17 protein-coding genes, 1 tRNA gene and 3 rRNA genes are annotated in these 24,883 nt (G+C 46.4%); 1 reads left to right on the forward strand and 20 read right to left on the reverse strand.

What is annotated here, in order from left to right; genetic code table 11:
* Positions 1–2: 2 nt before the first annotated feature.
* From rlmB to QNH28_RS27005, 20 genes are all read right to left on the reverse strand, one after another.
* Positions 3–767, reverse strand: a complete 765-nt coding sequence (rlmB, locus tag QNH28_RS26910; RefSeq protein ID WP_283909231.1) for a 23S rRNA (guanosine(2251)-2'-O)-methyltransferase RlmB — start codon at positions 765–767, stop codon at positions 3–5.
* Between the two features lie 37 nt (positions 768–804).
* A complete protein-coding gene (locus QNH28_RS26915) occupies positions 805–1,239 on the reverse strand; it encodes a Mini-ribonuclease 3 (RefSeq protein WP_283909232.1) in 435 nt (144 codons plus the stop codon).
* Positions 1,236–2,645 carry a cysteine--tRNA ligase gene (gene cysS / locus QNH28_RS26920; protein WP_283909233.1) on the reverse strand — a complete coding sequence of 470 codons (1,410 nt, stop codon included), beginning with the start codon at positions 2,643–2,645 and terminating at the stop codon, positions 1,236–1,238. Before cysS ends, QNH28_RS26915 begins: the two co-directional genes overlap by 4 nt.
* Before the next feature lie 49 nt (positions 2,646–2,694).
* Positions 2,695–3,387, reverse strand: coding sequence for a serine O-acetyltransferase (gene cysE, locus QNH28_RS26925; RefSeq protein WP_283909234.1), 693 nt, complete (start codon positions 3,385–3,387; stop codon positions 2,695–2,697).
* Positions 3,388–3,897: 510 nt separating this feature from the next.
* Positions 3,898–5,361, reverse strand: a complete 1,464-nt coding sequence (gene gltX, locus QNH28_RS26930; RefSeq protein ID WP_283909235.1) for a glutamate--tRNA ligase — start codon at positions 5,359–5,361, stop codon at positions 3,898–3,900.
* 53 nt (positions 5,362–5,414) lie between these two features.
* Positions 5,415–5,903 (reverse strand): 2-C-methyl-D-erythritol 2,4-cyclodiphosphate synthase, encoded by a 489-nt coding sequence (ispF, locus tag QNH28_RS26935; RefSeq protein ID WP_042131242.1) that lies wholly within the window; start codon positions 5,901–5,903, stop codon positions 5,415–5,417.
* Positions 5,900–6,598, reverse strand: a complete 699-nt coding sequence (ispD, locus tag QNH28_RS26940) for a 2-C-methyl-D-erythritol 4-phosphate cytidylyltransferase (protein WP_283909236.1) — start codon at positions 6,596–6,598, stop codon at positions 5,900–5,902. Before ispD ends, ispF begins: the two co-directional genes overlap by 4 nt.
* 95 nt (positions 6,599–6,693) lie before the next feature.
* Positions 6,694–7,782: a PIN/TRAM domain-containing protein gene (locus QNH28_RS26945; protein WP_042131244.1), complete on the reverse strand. Its 1,089-nt coding sequence runs from the start codon at positions 7,780–7,782 to the stop codon at positions 6,694–6,696.
* Positions 7,783–7,960: 178 nt separating this feature from the next.
* Complete coding sequence (gene pssA / locus QNH28_RS26950) at positions 7,961–8,698, reverse strand: CDP-diacylglycerol--serine O-phosphatidyltransferase (protein WP_042192208.1); 738 nt, start codon at positions 8,696–8,698, stop codon at positions 7,961–7,963.
* Positions 8,699–8,762: 64 nt separating this feature from the next.
* The gene (gene disA / locus QNH28_RS26955; protein ID WP_042131246.1) at positions 8,763–9,839 is read right to left on the reverse strand and encodes a DNA integrity scanning diadenylate cyclase DisA; all 1,077 of its coding nucleotides are present in this window, start codon (positions 9,837–9,839) and stop codon (positions 8,763–8,765) included.
* A 14-nt stretch (positions 9,840–9,853) separates the two neighbouring features.
* Positions 9,854–11,221 carry a DNA repair protein RadA gene (gene radA / locus QNH28_RS26960; protein WP_060625849.1) on the reverse strand — a complete coding sequence of 456 codons (1,368 nt, stop codon included), beginning with the start codon at positions 11,219–11,221 and terminating at the stop codon, positions 9,854–9,856.
* Positions 11,222–11,511: 290 nt separating this feature from the next.
* Positions 11,512–13,980, reverse strand: a complete 2,469-nt coding sequence (clpC, locus tag QNH28_RS26965; RefSeq protein ID WP_042131248.1) for an ATP-dependent protease ATP-binding subunit ClpC — start codon at positions 13,978–13,980, stop codon at positions 11,512–11,514.
* Positions 13,981–14,015: 35 nt separating this feature from the next.
* Positions 14,016–15,080, reverse strand: coding sequence for a protein-arginine kinase McsB (gene mcsB, locus QNH28_RS26970; RefSeq protein WP_042131249.1), 1,065 nt, complete (start codon positions 15,078–15,080; stop codon positions 14,016–14,018).
* A gap of 28 nt (positions 15,081–15,108) precedes the next feature.
* A complete protein-coding gene (mcsA, locus tag QNH28_RS26975; protein ID WP_076121176.1) occupies positions 15,109–15,633 on the reverse strand; it encodes a protein-arginine kinase activator protein McsA in 525 nt (174 codons plus the stop codon).
* 30 nt (positions 15,634–15,663) lie between these two features.
* Entirely contained in the window at positions 15,664–16,125 is a 462-nt protein-coding gene (locus tag QNH28_RS26980; protein WP_042131251.1) for a CtsR family transcriptional regulator, read from the reverse strand.
* A 387-nt stretch (positions 16,126–16,512) separates the two neighbouring features.
* Positions 16,513–17,685 carry a GNAT family N-acetyltransferase gene (locus QNH28_RS26985; RefSeq protein WP_283909237.1) on the reverse strand — a complete coding sequence of 391 codons (1,173 nt, stop codon included), beginning with the start codon at positions 17,683–17,685 and terminating at the stop codon, positions 16,513–16,515.
* A gap of 420 nt (positions 17,686–18,105) precedes the next feature.
* Positions 18,106–18,222 (reverse strand): 5S ribosomal RNA (rrf, locus tag QNH28_RS26990).
* Positions 18,223–18,350: 128 nt separating this feature from the next.
* Positions 18,351–21,279: ribosomal RNA gene (locus QNH28_RS26995) — 23S ribosomal RNA — on the reverse strand.
* Between the two features lie 180 nt (positions 21,280–21,459).
* Positions 21,460–21,535: transfer RNA gene (locus QNH28_RS27000), tRNA-Ala, on the reverse strand.
* Between the two features lie 101 nt (positions 21,536–21,636).
* Positions 21,637–23,194: ribosomal RNA gene (locus tag QNH28_RS27005) — 16S ribosomal RNA — on the reverse strand.
* Together the 16S, 23S and 5S rRNA genes with 1 tRNA gene alongside form the textbook arrangement of a ribosomal RNA operon.
* Positions 23,195–23,607: 413 nt before the next feature.
* Between QNH28_RS27005 and QNH28_RS27010 the strand changes: the two genes are divergently transcribed.
* The gene (locus QNH28_RS27010) at positions 23,608–24,864 is read left to right on the forward strand and encodes an MFS transporter (RefSeq protein ID WP_283909238.1); all 1,257 of its coding nucleotides are present in this window, start codon (positions 23,608–23,610) and stop codon (positions 24,862–24,864) included.
* Positions 24,865–24,883: the final 19 nt, after the last annotated feature.

Genomic DNA, 24,883 nt, shown 5'->3' on the forward strand with positions numbered 1-24,883 from the left:
AGTTATCCCTGCTGTTGCCGAAGGCGTACCACTTCATACATAATGACTCCTGCGGCGACAGAGGCATTTAATGAATTGATCTTTCCGGCCATCGGCAGCTTAAGTAATACATCACATTTTTCACGAATCAGGCGTCCCATCCCTTTATTCTCATTACCGATTATAACAGCTACCGGTCCTGTGAAAATATTGGATCCAAACAGATTCTGATCTGTATCCACATCCGTACCTACTACCCAGACTCCCTGCTCTTTCAGACGATCAATGGTTTGACCTAGGTTAGTGACCCGCGCAACCGGAACATATTCCACGGCACCGGCCGATGTTTTGGAGACAGTAGCAGTAATCTGAGCCGAACGACGTTTAGGTACGATTACTCCGTGCACTCCAGTACAATCTGCTGTCCGCAGAATAGATCCCAGATTATGTGGATCTTCGATCTCATCCAGCAAAATCAGGAATGCGGGCTCTCCTTTGGCTTCAGCTGCAGCCAGCAGATCATCTACCTCAACATAGGCAAATGGTGCCGCTTGAGCAACTACCCCCTGATGTTGCACTCCAGGAGCAAGTTGATCCAGCTTACGCTTGTCCACATGCTGAATGACAATCCCCGCTTTACGTGCTTCAGCTACGATTGGTGCGGTCAGATGCTTCTGAGCCGTTTCTGCAATCCATATTTTATTTAATGTACGACCCGCACGAAGCGCCTCAAGCACTGAATGCTTCCCAGCCAATATTTCCTCTTCTGTCTTCAAATCCTCTTCCATGTTCACTTCTCCTATTCTTTATTTCGCAAAAGCCTTATCACGGCTGATTCAACATAAACTGTATGCCACTGTTCACAATTTCTTGTATTCTCTCCTGTTGACCTGTGTAGTATAAGTAACCAATCAGGCACTCAAAAGCAGTAGCATGACGGTATTCAAGCACATCTGCATTCTTAGGAATACTTCCCGATTTAGCATTTCTCCCCTGACGGGCGACATCTTTTTCCTCTTCTGTGAGACTTGGCTCCAAAAATCCGAGAATTGCACTCTGCGCCTTAGCGGATACAAGTCCTGTAGCAGAGCGATGCAAATGATTTGGGCGCAAATTCGGAAGAGATACTAAATACTGGCGAACTGACACTTCGTAAATAGCATCTCCTACATAGGCAAGCACAATTGGCGAGAGGAGTCGCGCAGGTTTGGAAGGCTCGTAAGGAAACCATCCGTTCTGAAACTTGCGTTCCTCACTCATTTACGCCGCCACCGCATTCCTTGCGGAGTATCCTCAAGCAATATGCCCAAGCGCCCCAATTCATCACGAATCTCATCGGACCGGCTCCAATTCTTATTCTTACGCGCTTCAACCCGCTCCGCGATCAATCGTTCAACTTCTTCACTCGCGATCTCTTCTTCTTCAAGCTCAGGTGTCAAACGTAGTAAAGCATTCATTTCCCCAAAAGCTTGCAGCAACGCAGCAAAATCAGCAGGGGCTGCCTCATTATTTGCAAGGGTATGGTTGGCAAGACTCACCCAATCAAACATAGCGGTGATCGCATCAGGGGTATTAAAGTCATCCTGCATTCTGGCATGGAAATTGGCCACAATAGCAGATAACTTATCATTAATCTCTAAGCTGACCTCGCCCTGAGCACCTTCAGCAGCAAGTTCAAGACGATGCTTAACGTTACTTTCTGCAAGTGAGATACGTTCTACGCTCTTTTCGGCTGAAGTCATGGAATCCACCGAGAAGTTCAACGGATTACGGTAATGTGTCGATAGCATGAAATAACGAATGGTTCCAGCTTTAAATTGCCCACGGATATCTTTTACAAGCCAACCGTTACCCAATGATTTCGACATTTTTTCATCACCGATGTTGATAAATCCATTGTGCATCCAGTAATTAGAGAGTGGCTTACCCGTCAGAGCTTCTGTCTGAGCGCATTCGCATTCATGATGCGGGAACTGCAAATCTTGTCCACCCCCGTGGATGTCGATCGTATCCCCCAAGAACTCTCTTGCCATGGCCGAGCATTCAATATGCCAGCCTGGGCGTCCATTTCCCCATGGGCTCTGCCAATACACTTCACCTGGTTTTGCTGCTTTCCACAACACAAAATCTTCAGGCTTCTCTTTACGTGAGTCTACCTCCACGCGAATACCAAACTGCAATTCATCTAGGTTCTGACGGGACAGCTTACCATAGTCTTCAAATTTGGATGTACGGTAGTAAACATCGCCACCACTCTCGTAGGCATATCCTTTTTCCTCAAGCTCTTTAATGAATTCAATGATCAACTCCATGCTTTCTGTTACCCGCGGATTCAGTGTTGCCGGTTTTACTCCAAGCCCTTCAAGATCCTCACGATAAGCATTAATGAAAATTTCAGCAACCTCAGCTACTGAAGTGTTCATTTCTTCTGCTTTGCGTATCAGTTTATCATCTACATCTGTAAAGTTCGTAACATACCGTACCTCATTACCGAGTTGCTCCAAATAATTCCGGACCATATCAAAGACAATAATAGGTCTAGCATTTCCGATATGCATATATCCATAAACGGTTGGACCACATACATACATTTTCACTTTGCCCGACTCCTGGGGCACAAACTGCTCCTTGCTGCGTGTCATTGTGTTGTAAATTTGTAAAGCCATCCTATTCCAACCCTTTCTGTTGTCCCGATTCCTTAAGTACCGGATATGCTTAAATTTCGTAATCGCCAATGTACTGCTGAGTTTCGACTAGCCGCTGCGCGGTCTTTTGCTTATCTTCTTCGCCAAGCTTCTCTCTGATCTCTTCGATTTCTTTCTGCAGAAAGCGAAGTGAATCTACAAGCGGGTCTGGCATCTTGGTATGATCCAAGCGATCGGATACACGTTCACCGTTACGTTTTACTACACGACCTGGATTTCCTACTACCGTACTGTTATTCGGCACTTCACGCAATACAACTGCATTCGAACCTATATTTGAATTGTCGCCGATACGAAACGATCCTAATACCTTCGCACCAGAACCAATAACTACATTGTTGCCAACTGTCGGATGGCGCTTACCTTTTTCTTTCCCTGTTCCCCCGAGTGTAACCCCTTGATAGATAATAACATCATCACCGATTTCACAGGTTTCTCCAATAACAATCCCCATACCATGATCGATAAATAGCCTGTTTCCGATGACAGCTCCGGGATGGATCTCAACACCGGTCATAAATCTACTAAACTGTGAGACCATACGGGCCATTGTATACCAGCGGCGTTTGAAAAAAGAATGGGCAATCCGGTGACCCCAAATGGCGTGCAACCCTGCATATGTGAAGACAACCTCGAACCAGCTGCGGGCAGCGGGATCGTTATCAAATACCGCCCGAATGTCCGACTTAACATGCTTAAACATCACGGTTCCTCTCTTCTTAACTCCCCCATCTCCTGTTTACAGGTACACAAGGAAGGTATTGTCTCCCATCCATCATTCTTATCATACATATGCTGTCGGTGTTTGCTTGGTTTGTTATATTAGAAAAGATACCTCGAAACAAAAAAAGCCCCTGCAGCATAAAGCTGCAGAGACGTTTAACCGCGGTTCCACTCTGCTTGAACGAATCAAACAGACTGCTCTTGTTACCATCGGCAGAGTTCTTCGTTCCACTTGGCATCATTAACGGCGACGTACCCGGCGCGATCTAACGAGCCTTAAGGATCGTTCAACCGTGCAGCTCACAGGCGCATGTTCTGCCCCCGACAAATGAATAACTCTCAGCCCGAAAGGGTCTCCCTTTCTCGGTTATTCTCTCTGGCAATTGCCTTTATGGACGTACTTCTCCTGATCACAGCTATTATCATATGATACTATCTTAGCGCAAAAGCTAAGGGACTGACAAGAGGCTTAGATATAAGTAATCCTACCTTAAGCTCCCTTTATTTGTGATTTCAAACGTTCGATCACTCGGTTTTGACCGAGCAAAGCAATCGTTATATTAAGATCACGTCCGTGCGTTTGTCCGGTCAAAGCCACACGTATCGGCATAAAGAGCGCTTTACCTTTGTGCCCTGTTTCCTTCTGCACTTCTTTGATTAGAACAGCCATGTTGCTAGCACTGAAATCCTGACAGGCTTCAACCTTAGCTAGGAAAGCAGACAAAACCTCAGGCACTTGGCTTTCAGCCAGAACCTGCGCTGCTTCTGTTTCTAACTCCAGATGGCTGCGGAAGAATAGTTCAGATAGCTCTACGATATCGGAGGCAGAGGTCATCTGCTCTTGATACAGTGCTACAAGGCTTTCTGCCCATGCCTGCTGCTCATCATTCAGCTCAGCCGGTATTTTCCCCGCTTTTTGCAGATGTGGAATCGCTAATGCCGAGATCCGTTTAGGATCAGCATGCTTAATATAGTGATTATTTAGATGCGCCAACTTGTGCTTATCGAATACAGCCGGGCTTTTGGACAAACGGTCCGCATCAAAAATAGAAATAAGTTCTTCTTTACTGAAGATCTCCTCTTCTCCCTCTGGTGACCAGCCCAGTAGAGAAATGAAGTTAACCAAAGCCTCAGGCAAGTAACCCAATTCATCATATTGCTCAATAAATGTAATTACAGATTGATCCCGCTTGCTAAGCTTCTTATGGTTATCACCGACAATCAGTGTCATATGACCAAATATTGGTGGTTTCCAACCAAGAGCCTCATAGATCATAAGCTGACGTGGTGTGTTGGAAATATGATCTTCCCCACGTAATACATGGGTGATAGCCATCAAATAATCATCAACAGCTACCGCAAAGTTATAGGTCGGAATTCCGTCCTTCTTCACGATAACAAAATCACCCATTTCTTTCGTATCAAAAGAAATAGTACCTTTTACGATATCATCGAACGTGTACGTACGATCCTCTGGTACACGGAAGCGAATGCTAGCTACTCGTCCCTCAGCTTCAAAGGCAAGGCGCTGCTCTTCCGTCAAATCACGGTGTTTGCCGGAATAACGAGGTGTTTCTCCACGTGCAGTCTGTTCTTCACGTTCCGCTTCCAGTTCTTCCTCCGTGCAATAACAGCGGTAAGCCAAACCTTTATCCAGCAATTCCTGCCAATATACACGATATAGGTCAAGGCGTTCAGTCTGGCGGTAAGGTCCGTACTCTCCGCCAACATCAACACTCTCATCCCAATCCATACCTAGCCATTTCAAATACTTAAGCTGGCTCTCTTCACCGCCTGCGACATTGCGCTTCACGTCTGTATCTTCAATTCTGATAATGAATTTACCGCCTTTATTACGGGCGAACAGATAGTTAAACAGCGCCGTTCTGGCGTTACCTATATGTAAATGTCCCGTAGGGCTCGGTGCGTAACGCACCCGGACTTGATCCGTCATTATATTCCCTCCGCTTCATATGGTTAAAACTTAGATTTACTACTTAGACCATCTCAAGATGATATCACATCTTGGAGTAGACAGACAATAGATTGCGCGGCAATTCCTTCGCCACGACCGGCAAAACCAAGCTGCTCAGTAGTGGTAGCTTTAACATTCACCTTGGACGGATCCGCGTGAAGTGCACGAGCGATGATTTCCGTCATTTGAGGAATGTAAGGAGCCATCTTTGGTTTTTGGGCAATAATCGTTGAATCGATATTTCCAAGCTTATAACCTCGCTCGCTAGCAAGTGCCCACACTTGTTCTAATAATTTCAAGCTATCCGCGTCCTTAAACGCTGGATCTGTGTCCGGAAAATGTCTGCCGATATCACCAAGTCCTAGTGCGCCTAGAATAGCGTCACTTACTGCGTGCAGCAGCACATCTGCATCGGAATGTCCCAGTAATCCTTTTTCATAAGGAATCGTAACGCCTCCAATAATACAAGGCCTTCCCTCAACCAATTGATGTACATCAAATCCTTGTCCTACAGCGATCATGATTGTCCCTCTCCCCTGTTTCTTTCTGTGAATTCTGCAAAATCCAAATCTTCAGGCGTCGTAATCTTAATATTTCTGTAGCTTCCCTCTACCACAGAAACCGGAATACCGGCACGCTCCGCCAAGCTGGAATCATCGGTACCTAGAAACCCATCCCGCTCCGCCGCCGTATAGGCATCCAGCAATTCAGAAAGACGAAAAGTCTGCGGGGTTTGAATCGCCCACAGACTTCGCCGATCCGGCGTAGAAAGTACTTTGCCTTCATTATCTACCTGTTTGATCGTATCTTTGACTGGTACAGCAAGAACTGAAGCACCGATCAGCTTCGCTCGCTCGTAACATGCCTCAATTTCATTCGGCTGTACAAACGGGCGAACACCATCATGTACCATTACCCACGGTGTCGTAAGTTTCAACAATCCTTTATGTACGGAATGCTGACGCTCAGATCCACCAGGTATTATAGCCTTAACCTTGTCCAGCTTATAGAGCTGTATCCATTCCCGGCAGCGCTCAATATCTTCCTTACCGGTTACGAGCACGATTTCAGAAATCAATTCGTGCTGCTGAAATACTTCCAGCGTATGGACGATAATTGGTTTACCCTGCAGTAACAGATATTGCTTGCTCTCTACAGTCCCCATTCGAGTACCTCTGCCTGCCGCCACAATGACGACGCCCACACTGTTTGACATTACTCAGGCTCCTGTCTTTCACGTATATTCCCATCATAACGTGTTTGGCGGGCATTTCCAACCCATAGGACATTTGCCGTACACTTTATCTACGCTTATTGTGCTTTTTCCAAGAGCTTTGGCTTCGCAAATATCATTCGTCCAGCCGAAGTTTGAAGCACGCTCGTGACGAGAACCTCCATCGTAGTCCCGATGTACTCCCGTCCGCCTTCCACAACGATCATTGTTCCATCGTCTAAATAGGCTACGCCTTGTCCATGCTCTTTGCCATCCTTAATGACCTGAACTACGATTTCCTCACCAGGCAACACTACAGGCTTCACCGCATTCGCAAGATCATTAATGTTCAGGACTGAGACTCCCTGCAATTCACATACTTTATTCAAGTTGAAGTCATTGGTAACTACTTTACCTCGCAGTACCTTCGCTAACTTCACCAGCTTACTATCCACCTCAGAGATTTCTTCAAAATCTCCCTCGTAGATTAATACCTTTACATCGAGCTCTTTCTGAATTTTATTGAGAATATCAAGTCCCCGCCGTCCGCGATTCCGTTTCAGTAGATCGGAAGAATCTGCGATATGCTGGAGCTCCTCAAGTACGAATTCCGGTATGACAATCGTTCCTTCAATAAATCCAGTTTTACAAATGTCGGCGATCCGGCCATCAATAATAACGCTTGTATCGAGGATTTTATGCTCCTCCAGCCCACGACCTTCCGGCTCAGCTGCTTGCCCCCAGCGTCCAGTTGTCCAAAGTGCAGCTAGTTCCTCTTTTTTCTCCAGACCGATCCGCAGCCCCATATATCCGAAAGCTAACGTAACGGGTACCTGCAGCAACTGCCCAGCTTTTCCAAGCCAAATCATAGCAGGATATAACAGAAGCGATAGCAAAAGCCCCCCTGTAAGCCCAGCTGCACCTGCAGCCAATTCATTCATTGGTATACGCGAACAGTACAGAACCGCCTCCCGCAGTTTTGAACCTCCCCATTCCGCGCATAAAGACCCCGCAAACAAAAAAATAATGGCACCCAGCACCGTAAATAAAATGCTTCCCTCTACAGGTAAACTTTCACTCAGCTTTTCCATCCCCTTGGGGAATCCTCTTTCAAGCGCATGGTATAGCGAAAAACCAGACCAAGCACCACATATTAAAGCAAAAGACAATATCACTTTTTTCCACATAACCTAACGCACCTCCTTTTTATTCATCCTTGAATGATTTATACCTCACCAGTATGTTCCAATTTTCAAGACGATAAACTTGGGGTAACGCTGGAATTGCAAAAAGGCTTTGCCATCCCCCTAAGGACGACAAAGCCTTTAGCTATAATTATATTAGTTCAACCTACAAGAGACTGCTTTAACCATTCTTCGAGTGATACACTTTATCTTCTGAACGTCTTCTACGACGGTGCCGGCGTCTGGCTGTTAATCGATCGATGTTTTGTTTAAAACCATATAACGCGTAAATCCCAAGTAAGACGAAGATTAGCTTAGCAATTTGTTCAGGGAACACAACAGCAACAGCCACGGCAACAACAATGACTACTGGCGCTCCGACAACCACTTTTTTAGGTAATCCAACCTTCTTAAAATTAGGATATTTAACAGTGCTGACCATCAAATAAGATAAGAGTAATGTAGCCACGATCATAAATGGAGCAGAAACATCTTTATTAAAAAGAGCTAATGTGGCAAGTACACCACCAGCAGCAGGAATTGGCAATCCGATGAAATAACCAGGAACTCCTGGATGAACATTAAAGCGAGCAAGGCGCAATGCACCAAACACCGGAAAAATTGCAGTTACTGTCCAAGCTAATGCAGAATTTAAATCATGCAGGCTTGAGACGTACATAATAACAGCGGGTGCTACTCCAAAAGAAACTACATCGGACAAAGAGTCCAATTCCTTACCAAATTCACTCTCACATTTAAGTGCGCGAGCAACCCGGCCATCTAATCCGTCTAACAGCATAGCAATAATAACCATGATAGCGGCCATGCTAACTTTGCCGTCAAACGCCATCATGATACCAAACATTCCGAGCATCAAGTTACCTATGGTAAAAAGACTCGGAATTGATTTTTGTATCATTTCTTCACCTCAATTTTCTCACATTGGCCTTAAACAGCTCCAATATTACGTGATTGTATGTTATTTACATTTGCCTGTCAATAAGAACTTGCTTCTGTAAACGTTTGAGCCCATCCTGAATATTACGAGCTCGCACCTCCCCAATTCCGTCCACTTCATCCAGTTCAGCTATACTTGCAGACATCAAATTAGGCAGCATTTCAAACCGCTCCACCAGATTATGAATGATCACATTTGGAAGCCGCGGAATTTTGTTAAGCAGACGATATCCACGTGGTGTAACCACTTCTTCGGAAGAAATTGCCGTAGAAGAGTAGCCCAGCAATCGAGCAATATGGTTGTCATCCATTAGGTCATCATCACTAATACGTTTGAGACCAGCAATAATTTCACGAATTTTATCTTCTTGCTCTTCCTTAGCATAGTCTCTGTATAGGAGCCATGCTTCTTCCTCTGTATTTCCAACCAGTTCTTCCATCTGCATGCTGATTAAGCGTCCTTCGTTGCCCAGTTCATTTATATATCGTTTGATCTCCATTTTTATGCGCAGAACCATCTCTACCCGTTGAATCACTCCAACCACTTCGGCGACCGTTACGATTCCCTCATACTCCGAAGCAGACAAATTCGTCAGTCCTTGTGTAAGAACCGCTTTGTACTTTTCGAGGGTTTGAATCGCTTGATTAGCTTTAGCCAAAATAGCTCCGATTTCTTTCAATGCATATCGAATGGAGCCTTGATACAGAGTAATGATGTTGCGGCGCTGTGAAATGGAAACCACCAGTTTACCTGTTTGCTTCGCTACGCGCTCGGCGGTCCGGTGACGAATGCCTGTTTCGATGGAGGAGATGGACGAATCCGGAATTAGCTGTGTATTTGCATACAAAATGCGTTTCAAATCCTCACTAAGAATAATGGCACCGTCCATTTTGGCTAGCTCATATAAATAATTGGGCGAAAAATCGCAGTTAATGGAGAATCCTCCATCCACTACCTCCATCACCTCAGGACTATACCCAACGACGATTAGTGCTCCCGTCTTAGCGCGTAGCACATTCTCCAGACCTTCTCGAAAAGGTGTCCCCGGTGCTGCCAGTCTGAGCAGATCATTCATATTTTCTAATTGGTTATATTCTTTCATAATCCCTGTGCCCCCTAATCTAACGCGACCGATAGTGCATCTGCTACGGTACTGACGCCAATAATCTGGATATCTTGCGGGTGCTTCCAGCCCTTCAAACTTTTCTCTGGCATGATCACCCGCCGGAAGCCTAGCTTCGCGGCCTCCTTCACACGCATTTCCGCGCGTGAAACACCTCTTACTTCACCTGTAAGCCCTACTTCACCGAAGAAAACATCGTAAGGTTTTGTTGAAATATCACGAAAGCTGGAAGCGATACTAATAGCTACTGCTAAATCAATCGCCGGTTCATCCAGCTTCACTCCTCCAGCAACATTAAGGTAAGCATCCTGATTCTGCAGGAACATGCCCATCCGCTTTTCCAGTACAGCGATAATAAGTGCCATTCGCTGGTGATCCATACCTGTGCACATCCGGCGCGGGGAGGGGAAATGAGTGGCGGCGACAAGAGCCTGAAGCTCTACAAGCACTGGTCTAGTCCCTTCCATACTGGCCACGACTGTAGATCCAGCTACACCAAGTGGACGTTCCGACAAGAAGAGCTCAGATGGATTCTCTACTTCTGTTAGTCCCACTTCACCCATTTCGAAAATGCCGATTTCATTCGTTGAACCGAAGCGATTCTTCACAGCCCGCAGGAGTCTATACGTATGATGCCGCTCTCCCTCAAAATACAGCACACAATCCACCATATGTTCAAGCATCCTTGGGCCTGCAATAGCTCCTTCCTTGGTGACATGCCCAACGAGAACTGTAGCAATTCCCCGAATCTTAGCGATACGCATAAATCTTGTCGTACATTCCCGAACCTGGGTCACGCTGCCTGGCGCACTGGTTACTTCTGGCATAAATACAGTCTGAATTGAATCGATAACAAGAAATTGCGGTTGAATTTGTTCAATCGCTTCTTCTATGCTTTCCATATTCGTCTCACATAGTACATATAGCTCAGCTGACAACGCACCGAGGCGATCCGCACGCAGCTTAGTTTGCCTTACCGATTCTTCGCCCGAAATGTACAGCACTCGCAATCCCTGAGTAGTCAGAGCATGCGATGTCTGTAATAAGAGCGTAGATTTACCGATTCCTGGGTCTCCCCCTACTAGTACCAGCGATCCTGGCACGATCCCCCCACCGAGAACACGGTTAAGCTCACCTATACCTGTCAGTATGCGCGGTTCCTTGTCACTTTCTATACTTATGATCGATTGTGCCTTTTCTTTACTATGAAAAATAGGGGCATTCATTCCCTGTGTTTTGACTACGCTTTCCGTTTCCTCCACCATGGAGTTCCAAGCTTGGCACCCGGGACATTTACCGAACCATTTTGGCGATTCGTATCCACAATCGGTGCAAAAAAATTTAGTTTTTGGTTTAGCCATTTGTTCTCCTTACGGTCCGAACTTTTAAATTGCGGATATTTTCTTCTAATGAAAGTTTACCATTTCTGCCCCTTTAACGAAAGGTCATTCGGAATTTGTACTAAATGTATATTTTTAAGAGATAAATTTTCAACAAGTATAACCGCCTTCGGCCTCTTTATAAGGACGGTAAGCGTTTAAGCGAGAAATATAAGAAATAACGTATGGTGTGAAACTTATACTTTCTTATATTTAAAAAAGCTCCCGCCCCTCAATAAACTGAGGAGCGGAAGCTTTATTTATTCCGTTTTTTATTCGGATTCTACTTCTTTTTCAAGCAGTGGTGCTACAGGAGCATCCACTTTATTCACTACAAGTTCTCCGCCAACTTCATCAATGTTGAGGGAATCACCCTTTTGGATATTACCTCTCAACAATTCCTCAGAGAGACGGTCTTCAATATGCTTCTGAATCGCACGACGCAATGGACGTGCACCGAAGGCTGGGTCATAACCTTCTTTAGCCAAGAAAGCCTTCGCCGCATCCGTGAGTACGAAATCAACATCATATTCACGCAGCCGCTTGCGCAGTTCATCAGACATCAACGTAACGATTTCAGCAATATGCTTCTCATCGAGGGAATGGAAGACTATGATTTCGTCAATCCGGTTCAAGAACTCTGGACGGAAGCTCTTCTTGAGCTCTTCCATAACCTTGCCCTTCATATTACCGTATTCTGCTCCGGCATCTTGTACAGCTGTGAATCCAAGTGTCGAATTCTTCTTGATCGCTTGTGCGCCTACGTTAGAAGTCAGAATAATTAATGTATTACGGAAATCGACTACCCGTCCTTTAGAGTCAGTCAAACGACCATCTTCAAGAACTTGCAGCAAAATGTTAAACACTTCTGGGTGCGCTTTTTCAATTTCATCAAGCAGCACTACAGAATAAGGTTTACGGCGTACCTTCTCGGTTAATTGGCCACCTTCTTCATAGCCAACATATCCAGGAGGGGCTCCGACTAAACGGGACGTGGAGTGCTTCTCCATGTATTCCGACATATCAATACGGATGACCGCATTCTCATCGCCGAACATGGCTTCAGCCAATGCACGCGCCAACTCAGTTTTACCTACACCAGTAGGGCCGAGGAAAATAAAGGAACCCATTGGACGTTTCGGATCTTTAAGGCCCGCACGCGCACGGCGTAGTGCCCGGCTAACTGCCTTAACAGCTTCGTCCTGACCGATCACTCGTTCATGCAGTAAAGCCTCCATGTTAAGCAGACGGTCGGTCTCCTCTTCCTTCAGCTTACTTACAGGTATACCCGTCCAGCTAGCTACAACCTGTGCGATGTCTTCAGGTGTAACCTCTGAATCCGTGCGACCCTGTTTTTCTTTCCATTGGTTCTTAGTCGTATCAAGCTCTTCACGGATTTTTTGCTCTGTATCACGCAAGGCAGCCGCTTTTTCAAACTCTTGACTCTGCACTGCGGAATCTTTCTCCTTGCGGATATCATCCAAGCGCATTTCCAGTTCCTTCAGATTTGGCGGTATGGTGTAAGAGTGAAGCCTTACTTTAGATCCCGCTTCATCGATAAGGTCAATCGCTTTATCTGGTAGGAAACGATCCGGGATGTAACGATCGGACAACTTCACTGCTTCCACAATAGCTTCATCCGTAATCTTCACACGGTGATGCGCTTCATAACGATCACGAAGACCAAATAGAATTTGTACAGCTTCTTCCGGAGAAGGTTGATCCACCGTAATCGGTTGGAAACGTCGCTCCAATGCTGCATCTTTTTCAATATATTTACGATATTCGTCAAGCGTAGTCGCACCAATGCACTGAAGTTCTCCACGGGCTAAAGCCGGCTTCAGAATGTTAGAAGCGTCAATTGCACCTTCCGCGCCACCAGCACCGATCAAAGTATGCAGCTCATCGATAAAGAGCACGATATTACCTGCTTGGCGAATCTCATCCATAATTTTCTTGAGGCGGTCTTCGAACTCACCGCGATATTTTGTTCCAGCCACTACTGAGCCCATGTCGAGGGTCATGACGCGTTTATCGCGAAGCGTTTCTGGAATTTCATTGTTGATAATCTTTTGTGCAAGTCCTTCAGCGATAGCTGTTTTACCAACACCAGGTTCACCGATCAGTACCGGGTTATTCTTAGTCCGGCGACTCAGTACCTGAATAACACGTTCAATTTCCTTGCTACGGCCGATAACAGGGTCTAGATTGCCCTCCTTAGCATAGGCAGTCAAATCGCGCGCAAGACCATCTAGGGTCGGTGTGCTGACGTTAGCCGGAGTCCCACTATGACTAGAGGCTGCCTCGCTGCTTCCCAGGAGTTGAAGCACTTGTTGACGAGCTTTGTTCAAGCTGATGCCGAGGTTATTAAGCACACGAGCCGCGACACCTTCTCCTTCACGGATAAGTCCAAGCAAAATATGCTCAGTGCCAACATACGTATGACCCAGTTTGCGGGCTTCGTCCATCGACAGCTCAATCACTTTTTTAGCGCGAGGAGTATAAGCAATGTTCGTAGGCTGTTCTTGACCTCTGCCAATCAGTGTCTCCACTTCGTCCTGGATTTTTTCAAGACCTAGCCCTAAAGCTATTAATGCCTTAGCAGCAATGCCGTCTCCTTCACGAATAAGTCCGAGCAAAATATGTTCTGTACCAATATTGTTGTGTCCTAAACGAACAGCTTCTTCCTGCGCCAGCGCTAGCACTTTTTGTGCGCGTTCCGTAAATCTTCCAAACATCATATCTCCTGCACCTCCATGAATAGTAAATATCTATATTAATGTTGTGTTCCCAGTGTCTCTCGGAGCAGTTTTGCCCGATACATATCTCGTTCAGTGGCGTTCAGCTCATCGCCGAACATCTTTTGCAGAAATCCTGGCTGTGTCTTAACGTTAAGTTCATTAAGCACGGAAATCGAAAGGCCTTCCAGAATACCAAGGTCAACCCCAAGTCTCACATCAGACAGTCGTTGTGCAGATTCTTTAAGCTCCATAAGAGCCGCATAACATAAAATCCCGTAAGAACGCTTCACTCGGTCTGTTATTCTCAGTGCGGAATCAACAAGCAACCGTTCACGTGCATTTCGCTCATGCTCTATAATCTGGGTGACTACACTGTGAAGGTTCTCTATAATTTCACTTTCCGTTTGACCGAGAGTGATCTGATTAGAAATTTGAAAGATGTTCCCTACTGCTTCGCTACCCTCACCGTAAATTCCTCTTACCGTCAATCCCACTTGATTCACTGCGGACAGTATGCGATTGATCTGATGAGTCATTACAAGCGCTGGTAGATGCAGCATTACCGAGGCACGGAGCCCTGTACCTACATTAGTGGGACAACTGGTCAAATATCCTCTTTTATCATCAAAAGCGTAATTGACAGCTGCCTCAAATATATCATCGATCGCCGTCGCACGTTCCCATGCTTCTCTAACCTGAAGACCAGGAAACAGACATTGGATTCGCAGATGGTCCTCTTCGTTAATCATGATGCTGACCGACTCATCTTCATTTAATAATACAGCCGCACTGCGCGAATCATTAGCCAAGTTAGGACTGATTAGATGCTTCTCAACCAGTACCTTTTTGTCCAGTTCATTCACTTCATCAAGCTTTAGGAGTTGAAAGGATCCGAAATCTGCAGCTGCTTCTTCATGAAACACAGGAGCCAGCAGCTCTAATACTTCTTCCGATTGCTCTAAGGAAGCCAGCATTGGGAACGGAAGATGCTCTAGATTACGGGCAATACGCATACGACTGCTAATTACAATCTCGGAGTGACTACCTCCAGAACGCATCCAATCACTAAGCGCTTGTTCAGTAAATCGGAGACTTGACATGTCATATCCCCCCTATATATCAAAGACTTTACTCTTGTGCTATTTCTTTTTCAAGTTTACGAATCTGATCTCGCAGCTCTGCCGCTTTCTCGAATTCTTCTTGTGTAATGCTTTGCTGTAGTTCCTGCTTGAGTTCATCAATCTGGCGTCTAAATACTATCTGAGCTCCTGCACGTTTCGGTATCTTACCTACATGTGAAGTACTGCCATGCACTCGCTTAAAAAGCGGATCCAGTGCGCTGTTAAAATATTTATAACAGGAGCTACAGCCAAAACGGCCTAATTTGCTAAACTGGGAGTACGTCATCCCACAATTCTCACATTGCAGACTCTGCGTAGTCTTCGTTGCAGCCGACTTCTCCTTGCCGGCACCTTCAAGATCAAGCAGACCTGACAGCAGACTGTGTATAGAGAATCCTCCAGCCGTTCCGGGAATGAGTTCACCCTTCTCCCGTGCACAGCTCTCGCAGATATGAAACTCCGTCTTCTCTCCATTCACGATCTTAGTGAAGTGGAGTGTTGCCGGCTTGACGCCACATTCCTGGCATTGCATAAGCGAAAGCCCCTCCCTTATGGTTGACAATTATTTGCCTAACAAAGAGATTAACATCGCCTTCATAATCTTGGCACGAATCTCATCCCGGTATGGAATCTTAACCGTTAGGCATTCACGAGAAACAGCAGCGCGCATAAGGCACGCTTCACGCTTACTTAGAAAACCAGCTTCCTCCAGCTGATAAATCAGCCCTTCAGCAGCGTTCTGATCAATCCCGCCACCTATAGTATGGTTTAAATGGGCATGCAGTGCCACGTTTGGTGGCAATTCAAAACGTTGAATACGAATATATCCCCCGCCACCACGCTTACTTTCCACCACATAACCTTTTTCCAGAGTAAAGCGTGTACTGATGACATAATTGATCTGTGACGGTACGCATGAGAACTGGTCCGCCAGGTCATTTCGCTGGATTTCCACCGTACCTTCGGGACTTTCATGCAAAATATTCTTCAGATATTGTTCGATAATATCAGAGATATTGCGCATCACTCATCCTCCAGTGCTTAAATCTTTATAATACCAATTGCAACTTGCATTCATAATGACAATGGTCTTTAATTGAACTTAAACATTTGTGGATAATCCCACACGTTCAAAGAATCGGATCGCTGTCATTAAGCTTCGTTGACTTTGACTTTCTTTGACTTTTTAATATTATAACATATTCTGTGCTAATTCCAAGTGGATTCTCTTATTTTTCACTTTTTTCAGCGAATGTATTCGGAAATAAAGAACTCTCCCAACTTCTTTCGAAGGGGAGAGCCTAATTTTTGTCAAGTATAAACGCCTTCGGCGCCCTTATTAGGACGATAAGCGTTTAAACGAGAAATATAAGGATAATGTACAGCGTGAAACTTATACTTTCTTATATTTTTAAAAATGATCAAATAATGCTGTCTGTGCTTGTGGTAGAATTTCCTCGAACCACTCCAGTGCCGCTGACTGACCTGTAACACTTCCATAACGAGCCATTTCTGTTGGACGTTTGTATCCAAGCATCAAGGCCGTCAATGTGCCTATGTCACAGCTTAAGTCTGCTTCTGCCCGCTCCCCTTCCACTCGGGTTAAAGTAGCCGATCCCTCATTAGAGATGTTCCATGCCCACAATCCATCATTCCAAGGTGCATATTTATCTTTAATATATATAAGCTGCTGCTTTTGGCTGCTGTATCCTCTGAAGGTGTAACTTTCTATGAATGCCTTGGCATTAACAATGCGCCCCATAAAATAAGGATAATTCTCCTGCCCTATACGCGGATCTGGTAACAAGAAGGGTAACATGTCGTCCGAAGGCACCAGCTTTAAGGATGCCCCGGTCACCATCGAATCATGGTTCGCCAGAAATGTCCACAGCCCCTGCCTAGCTTGTTCATTCAAAAATACAAATTCATCAATAACCAGTTCTCTGTTCTCTACCTTATACAGCACGTATCCCTCTGGTTCACCACTCTTGGAGTAAAACACTGCACTCTTTCCTTCATCATCTAAAACAGAGTTCTCCCACCAGTCCAAATCGCGCTTAAGTGTCCCGTTATATTGGACAGCGAATCGATTGTATAAGCTATCCAATACTTCGATATCTTTTATGTCCCGTTTAACCTTGCCCTCAACTTCAACCTTCTTGGGAAACTTCGCTACTGGAATGGAGTATTTCTTATATTCACAATAAACTTCCCAGCCAAATTTACGATAAAAAGGAATTAAGAACGGATGTAGAAAAGAGAGCGTTTGACCCGCCTCATTCATCGTATGCAGCGCATGAGTCAGAAGATTTGCCACATGTCCTTGTCTGCGGTTCTCCGGCCATGTAGCTACTCCTGCTATGCCACCCATAGGTACCACTCTACCCTGTATGTACACTTGGAAAGGAATAATCGTCAATTTAGCTTCCAATGTTCCGTCCTCAAAAGCACCCCATACCTGTTCAGCCTTGAATCTTTCCTTAGCACTTGCCCTTTTTTCACTAGGAAGCTTGTACTGAAAAGCATATTCTGACAAGTTCATGCTTGCTTCGAATTCTTCTGAACGTAACTGTCTTATTACCACAAACTCACCTCATCCTTTATAAAATTACTTTTAGGATAAGTATAACAAGAGCGTCAATTGTGCGCTAATCTATTGCATAATTTATAACTTTATTTTTAGTTATCCACAGCTCTATGCAGTTATAAAAATAGTCTTGAAATCTTGTCCTATCCAAGTTAAAATAGTTATCCACTTATCAATAGCTCTATCCACATAATTCCGGCTATATCCACAGCAACCCGTGTATTACTTAGGTTTTCTGTTGACAGATCCATATAAATATGTATTTAATCCACACTATTTAGGGATTTTTTCTCTTTCATTCATCTATCCACATGTGCGTAACTTTTCTGCAAATCCAAGACTTTATCCACAAGTTTTCCACAGACTATAATAGACGCAAAAAAGCCACTGTCGATTAGTCAACAGTGGTCTAATTGTGCTTGGCAACGTCCTACTCTCCCAGGACCCTTCGGTCCAAGTACCATTGGCGCTGGAGGGCTTAACGGTCGTGTTCGGGATGGGTACGCGTGGAACCCCTCCGCTATCGCCACCAAACATGCGTCTGTGAAACAGACGCTGCCGCGTGAAATTTCGTTCATCACCAGAAGTGAGAATGAATTTCTAAGCGTGTTACAGGCTTGATGCCTGAAAACTGAATCCGAATTGAATTTGCGTTCTAAGTATAGGATAAGCCCTCGACCGATTAGTATTGGTCAGCTCCATGCATTACTGCACTTCCACCTCCAACCTATCTACCTCGTCGTCTTCAAGGGGTCTTACTAATTGGGAAATCTCATCTTGAGGGGGGCTTCACGCTTAGATGCTTTCAGCGCTTATCCCGTCCGTACGTAGCTACCCAGCCATGCTTCTGGCGAAACAACTGGTGCACCAGCGGTACGTCCATCCCGGTCCTCTCGTACTAAGGACAGCTCCTCTCAAATTTCCTGCGCCCACGACAGATAGGGACCGAACTGTCTCACGACGTTCTGAACCCAGCTCGCGTACCGCTTTAATGGGCGAACAGCCCAACCCTTGGGACCTACTTCAGCCCCAGGATGCGATGAGCCGACATCGAGGTGCCAAACCTCCCCGTCGATGTGGACTCTTGGGGGAGATAAGCCTGTTATCCCCAGGGTAGCTTTTATCCGTTGAGCGATGGCCCTTCCATGCGGTACCACCGGATCACTAAGTCCGACTTTCGTCCCTGCTCGACTTGTAGGTCTCGCAGTCAAGCTCCCTTATGCCTTTGCACTCTTCGAATGATTTCCAACCATTCTGAGGGAACCTTGGAACGCCTCCGTTACTCTTTAGGAGGCGACCGCCCCAGTCAAACTGCCCGCCTGACACGGTCCCCGTACCCGATAAGGGTACTAGGTTAGAACCTAGATACGATCAGGGTGGTATCCCAACGGCGCCTCCACCGAAGCTTGCGCTCCGATTTCTACGGCTCCCACCTATCCTGTACAGATCGTACCCAAATTCAATATCAAGCTGCAGTAAAGCTCCATGGGGTCTTTCCGTCTTGTCGCGGGTAACCTGCATCTTCACAGGTATTAAAATTTCACCGGATCTCTCGTTGAGACAGCGCCCAAGTCGTTACGCCATTCGTGCGGGTCAGAATTTACCTGACAAGGAATTTCGCTACCTTAGGACCGTTATAGTTACGGCCGCCGTTTACTGGGGCTTCGGTTCATAGCTTCGGATTGCTCCTAACCACTCCCCTTAACCTTCCAGCACCGGGCAGGCGTCAGCCCGTATACTTCGCCTTGCGGCTTCGCACAGACCTGTGTTTTTGCTAAACAGTCGCTTGGGCCTTTTCACTGCGGCCCCCTCGTGCTATTCACACTACCGGGGCACCCCTTCTCCCGAAGTTACGGGGTCATTTTGCCGAGTTCCTTAACGAGAGTTCTTCCGCGCGCCTTAGAATTCTCTTCTCGCCTACCTGTGTCGGTTTGCGGTACGGGCACCTTCTCCTGGCTAGAGGCTTTTCTTGGCAGTGTGAGATCATGACCTTCGCTACTACAATTTTCGCTCCCCATCACAGCCCAGCCTTAATGATGTGCGGATTTGCCTACACATCAGCCTCACTGCTTAGACGGACATATCCATCAGTCCGCGTCACTACCCTCCTGCGTCACCCCATCGCTCATAGCGGATTACGGTGGTACAGTAATTTCAAACTGTTGTCCTTCGACTACGCCTTTCGGCCTCGCCTTAGGTCCCGACTTACCCTGAGCGGACGAGCCTTCCTCAGGAAACCTTGGGCTTTCGGCGGATCAGATTCTCACTGATCTTTTCGTTACTCATACCGGCATTCTCACTTGTATGCTGTCCAGCGCTCCTTACGGTACACCTTCAACCCACATACAACGCTCCCCTACCCCAGATACATACGTATCTAGCCATAGCTTCGGTGGTGTGTTTAGCCCCGTTACATTTTCGGCGCAGAGTCACTCGACCAGTGAGCTATTACGCACTCTTTCAATGGTGGCTGCTTCTAAGCCAACATCCTGGTTGTCTGTGCAACTCCACATCCTTTCCCACTTAACACACACTTGGGGACCTTAGCTGATGGTCTGGGCTGTTTCCCTTTTGACAATGGATCTTAGCACTCACTGTCTGACTCCCGGCAATAAGTATATGGCATTCGGAGTTTGACTGAGCTTGGTAATCCTTGCGGACCCCGCACCCAATCAGTGCTCTACCTCCACTACTCTTATACCGAGGCTAGCCCTAAAGCTATTTCGGGGAGAACCAGCTATCTCCGAGTTCGATTGGAATTTCTCCGCTACCCCCACCTCATCCCCGCACTTTTCAACGTACGTGGGTTCGGGCCTCCAGTGCGTGTTACCGCACCTTCACCCTGGACAGGGGTAGATCACACGGTTTCGGGTCTACGTCCACATACTAAATCGCCCTATTCAGACTCGCTTTCGCTGCGGCTCCACCTTCTCGGCTTAACCTTGCATGTTAAACGTAACTCGCCGGTTCATTCTACAAAAGGCACGCCATCACCCATAGATAGGGCTCTGACTTTTTGTAAGCACACGGTTTCAGGTTCTATTTCACTCCCCTTCCGGGGTGCTTTTCACCTTTCCCTCACGGTACTGTTTCACTATCGGTCGCCAGGTAGTATTTAGCCTTAGCAGATGGTCCTGCTGGATTCATACGGGGTTTCACGTGCCCCGCACTACTCGGGATCCGTCTCGGAGAGAACACAGTTTAGGCTACAGGGCTTTTACCTCTATCGCGGGCCTTTCCAGACCTCTTCGCCTACCATATTCCTTTGTAACTCCATGTGAGACGTCCCACAACCCCTAAGAGCAAGCTCTTAGGTTTAGGCTGTTCCGCGTTCGCTCGCCGCTACTGACGGAATCACTATTGTTTTCTCTTCCTCAGGGTACTTAGATGTTTCAGTTCCCCTGGTCTGCCTCTACATTTCCTATGTATTCAGAAATGAGTAACTGCGAATTACCACAGCTGGGTTTCCCCATTCGGACACCCCCGGATCAAAGCTTGCTTACAGCTCCCCGAGGCAGTTTCGTTGTTCGCCACGTCCTTCGTCGGCTCCTGGCGCCTAGGCATCCTCCGTGTGCTCTTATTAGCTTAACCTTTGCTCCGATGTTTCGCTTGTTCGCACAATCGATAATCTTCGCTTCCAGCTAATAACTAACGTACTTGTTTACACAAGTTATAGCTAAAAGATGTTCTAAAACGCAAATTCGTTTCGGTATCCAGTTTTCAAGGATCAAGATAAAAATATTCTAGACATAACAAATAGATGAAGTTTGTTGGTGGAGCCAAGCGGGATCGAACCGCTGACCTCCTGCTTGCAAGGCAGGCGCTCTCCCAGCTGAGCTATGGCCCCGCAAATTCCATCAAAACCGAACAAATGGATACGCGTTAAATGATTGTGGAAGTTTAACTTCCGATTTGAATGTCTTCATTGCAGAAGACGATTCTCCATAGAAAGGAGGTGATCCAGCCGCACCTTCCGATACGGCTACCTTGTTACGACTTCACCCCAATCATCTACCCCACCTTCGGCGGCTGGCTCCCTTGCGGGTTACCCCACCGACTTCGGGTGTTGTAAACTCTCGTGGTGTGACGGGCGGTGTGTACAAGACCCGGGAACGTATTCACCGCGGCATGCTGATCCGCGATTACTAGCAATTCCGACTTCATGCAGGCGAGTTGCAGCCTGCAATCCGAACTGAGACCGGCTTTGATGGGATTGGCTTCACCTCGCGGCTTCGCTTCCCGTTGTACCGGCCATTGTAGTACGTGTGTAGCCCAGGTCATAAGGGGCATGATGATTTGACGTCATCCCCACCTTCCTCCGGTTTGTCACCGGCAGTCACTCTAGAGTGCCCAACATGACTTGCTGGCAACTAAAGTTAAGGGTTGCGCTCGTTGCGGGACTTAACCCAACATCTCACGACACGAGCTGACGACAACCATGCACCACCTGTCTCCTCTGTCCCGAAGGCCGCTGCTATCTCTAGCAGATTCAGAGGGATGTCAAGACCTGGTAAGGTTCTTCGCGTTGCTTCGAATTAAACCACATACTCCACTGCTTGTGCGGGTCCCCGTCAATTCCTTTGAGTTTCAGTCTTGCGACCGTACTCCCCAGGCGGAGTGCTTACTGTGTTAACTTCGGCACCAAGGGTATCGAAACCCCTAACACCTAGCACTCATCGTTTACGGCGTGGACTACCAGGGTATCTAATCCTGTTTGCTCCCCACGCTTTCGCGCCTCAGCGTCAGTTACAGCCCAGAAAGTCGCCTTCGCCACTGGTGTTCCTCCACATATCTACGCATTTCACCGCTACACGTGGAATTCCACTTTCCTCTTCTGTACTCAAGTCACCCAGTTTCCAGTGCGACCTTAGGTTGAGCCCAAGGTTTAAACACCAGACTTAAATGACCGCCTGCGCGCGCTTTACGCCCAATAATTCCGGACAACGCTTGCCCCCTACGTATTACCGCGGCTGCTGGCACGTAGTTAGCCGGGGCTTTCTTCTCAGGTACCGTCACTCCGATAGCAGTTACTCTACCGGACGTTCTTCCCTGGCAACAGAGCTTTACGATCCGAAAACCTTCATCACTCACGCGGCGTTGCTCCGTCAGACTTTCGTCCATTGCGGAAGATTCCCTACTGCTGCCTCCCGTAGGAGTCTGGGCCGTGTCTCAGTCCCAGTGTGGCCGTTCACCCTCTCAGGTCGGCTACGCATCGTCGCCTTGGTGGGCCGTTACCCCACCAACTAGCTAATGCGCCGCAGGCCCATCCCTCAGTGACAGATTGCTCCGTCTTTCATTCTTCCTTCAGGAGAAAAAAGAAATTATCCGGTATTAGCTACCGTTTCCGGTAGTTATCCCAGTCTAAGGGGCAGGTTGCCTACGTGTTACTCACCCGTCCGCCGCTAAGTACTTTTGAAAGCAAGCTTTCAAAAGTACTCCGCTCGACTTGCATGTATTAGGCACGCCGCCAGCGTTCGTCCTGAGCCAGGATCAAACTCTCCAATTAGTATTGAAAAGAGCGATATGCTCATTTTGAAACTGACGATTCATTAAATGAATCTTTTAAAAATTAACGCGTTCCATTTGTTCAGTTTTCAAAGAACTTGCCCCTGGCATTTCGACATCCAATGTCTCTTGCACAGGAATTAGAGTATATCATGTTTCCGTATTTCTTGTCAACTTATTTTTTCATCGTTTGTGATTCATTTGTTCGATGCGTCATAAGCACAAGAGATAATATACCATGCCATTCTTATGTTTGCAAGCTTTTTTTGAAATAAAAATAATCTACGAATAATAACTTTAAAACTAGCACAAACCAACACAAATTGATTCCCATAATCCATGATTTATGGCTAAATAGAATTTATCACAATCCCATATATTAACTTCTAATGAAAAGTACAGAGAGGAGCCTAAATGAAAAACAATCCATCTACTGCTGCGACCCAAATAGACACCAAGGACAAGGAGCAGCGTAATCTGCAGCAAGCAACGATCTATAAGATTTTGCTGGCTGTCAGCTTTGTTCATTTATTTAATGATTCTATTCAGGCAGTCATCCCTGCAATCTTTCCTATTCTCAAAGATAACTTAATGCTCTCCTTCGCTCAGATTGGGTGGATTTCCTTCGCCTTAAACATGACGTCCTCCGTTATCCAGCCAGTCATTGGGTATGCTGCTGATCGCAAGCCTCGTCCAATATTGTTACCGCTAGGCATGTGCAGCACATTTTCAGGCGTACTTTTACTGGCATATGCGAACAACTATATCCTTGTATTGTTCTCCGTCATGCTAATCGGCTTCGGCTCGGCGACCTTTCATCCGGAAGGCATGCGTGTTGCTCATATGGCTGCTGGCCAGCGGAAAGGTCTTTCACAATCTATTTTTCAAGTCGGTGGCAATGCTGGGCAATCTTTAGGTCCAATGCTTACGAAATGGATATTCATTCCTTTTGGGCAGATCGGGGCCCTTGGCTTCACTATCGTTGCAGCTGCCGGAATTGCCGTCCAGACCTATGTCGCTCGCTGGTATCGGGAGATGCTAGATGCGGGATATACGTTTCATAAGAAATCAACAGCTCGTACAATTGATCCTGCCCGACGCAAAAGTATTCGAACGGCAACCATCATCCTTGTGTTCCTAGTCTTTGTAAGGTCTTGGTACGGTGCTTCTATCGGCAGTTACTACGCTTTCTATTTAATGGACAAATACCAAATGACGCTTGATAAGGCCCAGATCTATATTTTTATGTATTTAGCGGCTGGTGCCATTGGTACATTCTTTGGAGGTCCACTGGCAGACCGCTTCGGACGGCGTAATCTCATCCTTCTCTCTATGGTCGGAACAGTGCCCTTCGCACTGGCTCTCCCCTTTGTGAACCAAATGTGGGCAGCCATACTCCTACTGATTGGTGGTTTCATCCTTTTGTCCAGCTTCTCTGTTACTGTAATCTATGCTCAGATGCTTTATCCAGGCAATATCGGAACAGTTTCAGGGTTAATCACTGGTCTTGCTTTTGGTCTCGGTGGAATTGGCTCCTTAGTACTCGGCAATCTGATTGACAGCATTGGTATTTCAAAAGTGTTTATAGCTTGTGGCTTCCTACCTCTTCTTGGTTTCCTTGCTCTCCTGCTTCCTAGAGATGAGAAACTAGAAGAATGGGCCGCTCAATAAAAATCAATAATATCAGTAA

Origin of the sequence: Paenibacillus sp. G2S3 (genome assembly GCF_030123105.1) — a bacterium.
Taxonomy (GTDB): domain Bacteria; phylum Bacillota; class Bacilli; order Paenibacillales; family Paenibacillaceae; genus Paenibacillus_AQ.

Excerpts from the sequence above, each read along its gene's own strand:
- rlmB (WP_283909231.1), bottom strand. The coding sequence starts at position 767 with ATGGAAGAGGATTTGAAGACAGAAGAGGAAATATTGGCTGGGAAGCAT.
- QNH28_RS26915 (WP_283909232.1), bottom strand. The coding sequence starts at position 1,239 with ATGAGTGAGGAACGCAAGTTTCAGAACGGATGGTTTCCTTACGAGCCT.
- cysS (WP_283909233.1), bottom strand. The coding sequence starts at position 2,645 with ATGGCTTTACAAATTTACAACACAATGACACGCAGCAAGGAGCAGTTT.
- cysE (WP_283909234.1), bottom strand. The coding sequence starts at position 3,387 with ATGTTTAAGCATGTTAAGTCGGACATTCGGGCGGTATTTGATAACGAT.
- gltX (WP_283909235.1), bottom strand. The coding sequence starts at position 5,361 with ATGACGGATCAAGTCCGGGTGCGTTACGCACCGAGCCCTACGGGACAT.
- ispF (WP_042131242.1), bottom strand. The coding sequence starts at position 5,903 with ATGATCGCTGTAGGACAAGGATTTGATGTACATCAATTGGTTGAGGGA.
- ispD (WP_283909236.1), bottom strand. The coding sequence starts at position 6,598 with ATGTCAAACAGTGTGGGCGTCGTCATTGTGGCGGCAGGCAGAGGTACT.
- QNH28_RS26945 (WP_042131244.1), bottom strand. The coding sequence starts at position 7,782 with ATGTGGAAAAAAGTGATATTGTCTTTTGCTTTAATATGTGGTGCTTGG.
- pssA (WP_042192208.1), bottom strand. The coding sequence starts at position 8,698 with ATGATACAAAAATCAATTCCGAGTCTTTTTACCATAGGTAACTTGATG.
- disA (WP_042131246.1), bottom strand. The coding sequence starts at position 9,839 with ATGAAAGAATATAACCAATTAGAAAATATGAATGATCTGCTCAGACTG.
- radA (WP_060625849.1), bottom strand. The coding sequence starts at position 11,221 with ATGGCTAAACCAAAAACTAAATTTTTTTGCACCGATTGTGGATACGAA.
- clpC (WP_042131248.1), bottom strand. The coding sequence starts at position 13,980 with ATGATGTTTGGAAGATTTACGGAACGCGCACAAAAAGTGCTAGCGCTG.
- mcsB (WP_042131249.1), bottom strand. The coding sequence starts at position 15,080 with ATGTCAAGTCTCCGATTTACTGAACAAGCGCTTAGTGATTGGATGCGT.
- mcsA (WP_076121176.1), bottom strand. The coding sequence starts at position 15,633 with ATGCAATGCCAGGAATGTGGCGTCAAGCCGGCAACACTCCACTTCACT.
- QNH28_RS26980 (WP_042131251.1), bottom strand. The coding sequence starts at position 16,125 with ATGCGCAATATCTCTGATATTATCGAACAATATCTGAAGAATATTTTG.
- QNH28_RS27010 (WP_283909238.1), top strand. The coding sequence starts at position 23,608 with ATGAAAAACAATCCATCTACTGCTGCGACCCAAATAGACACCAAGGAC.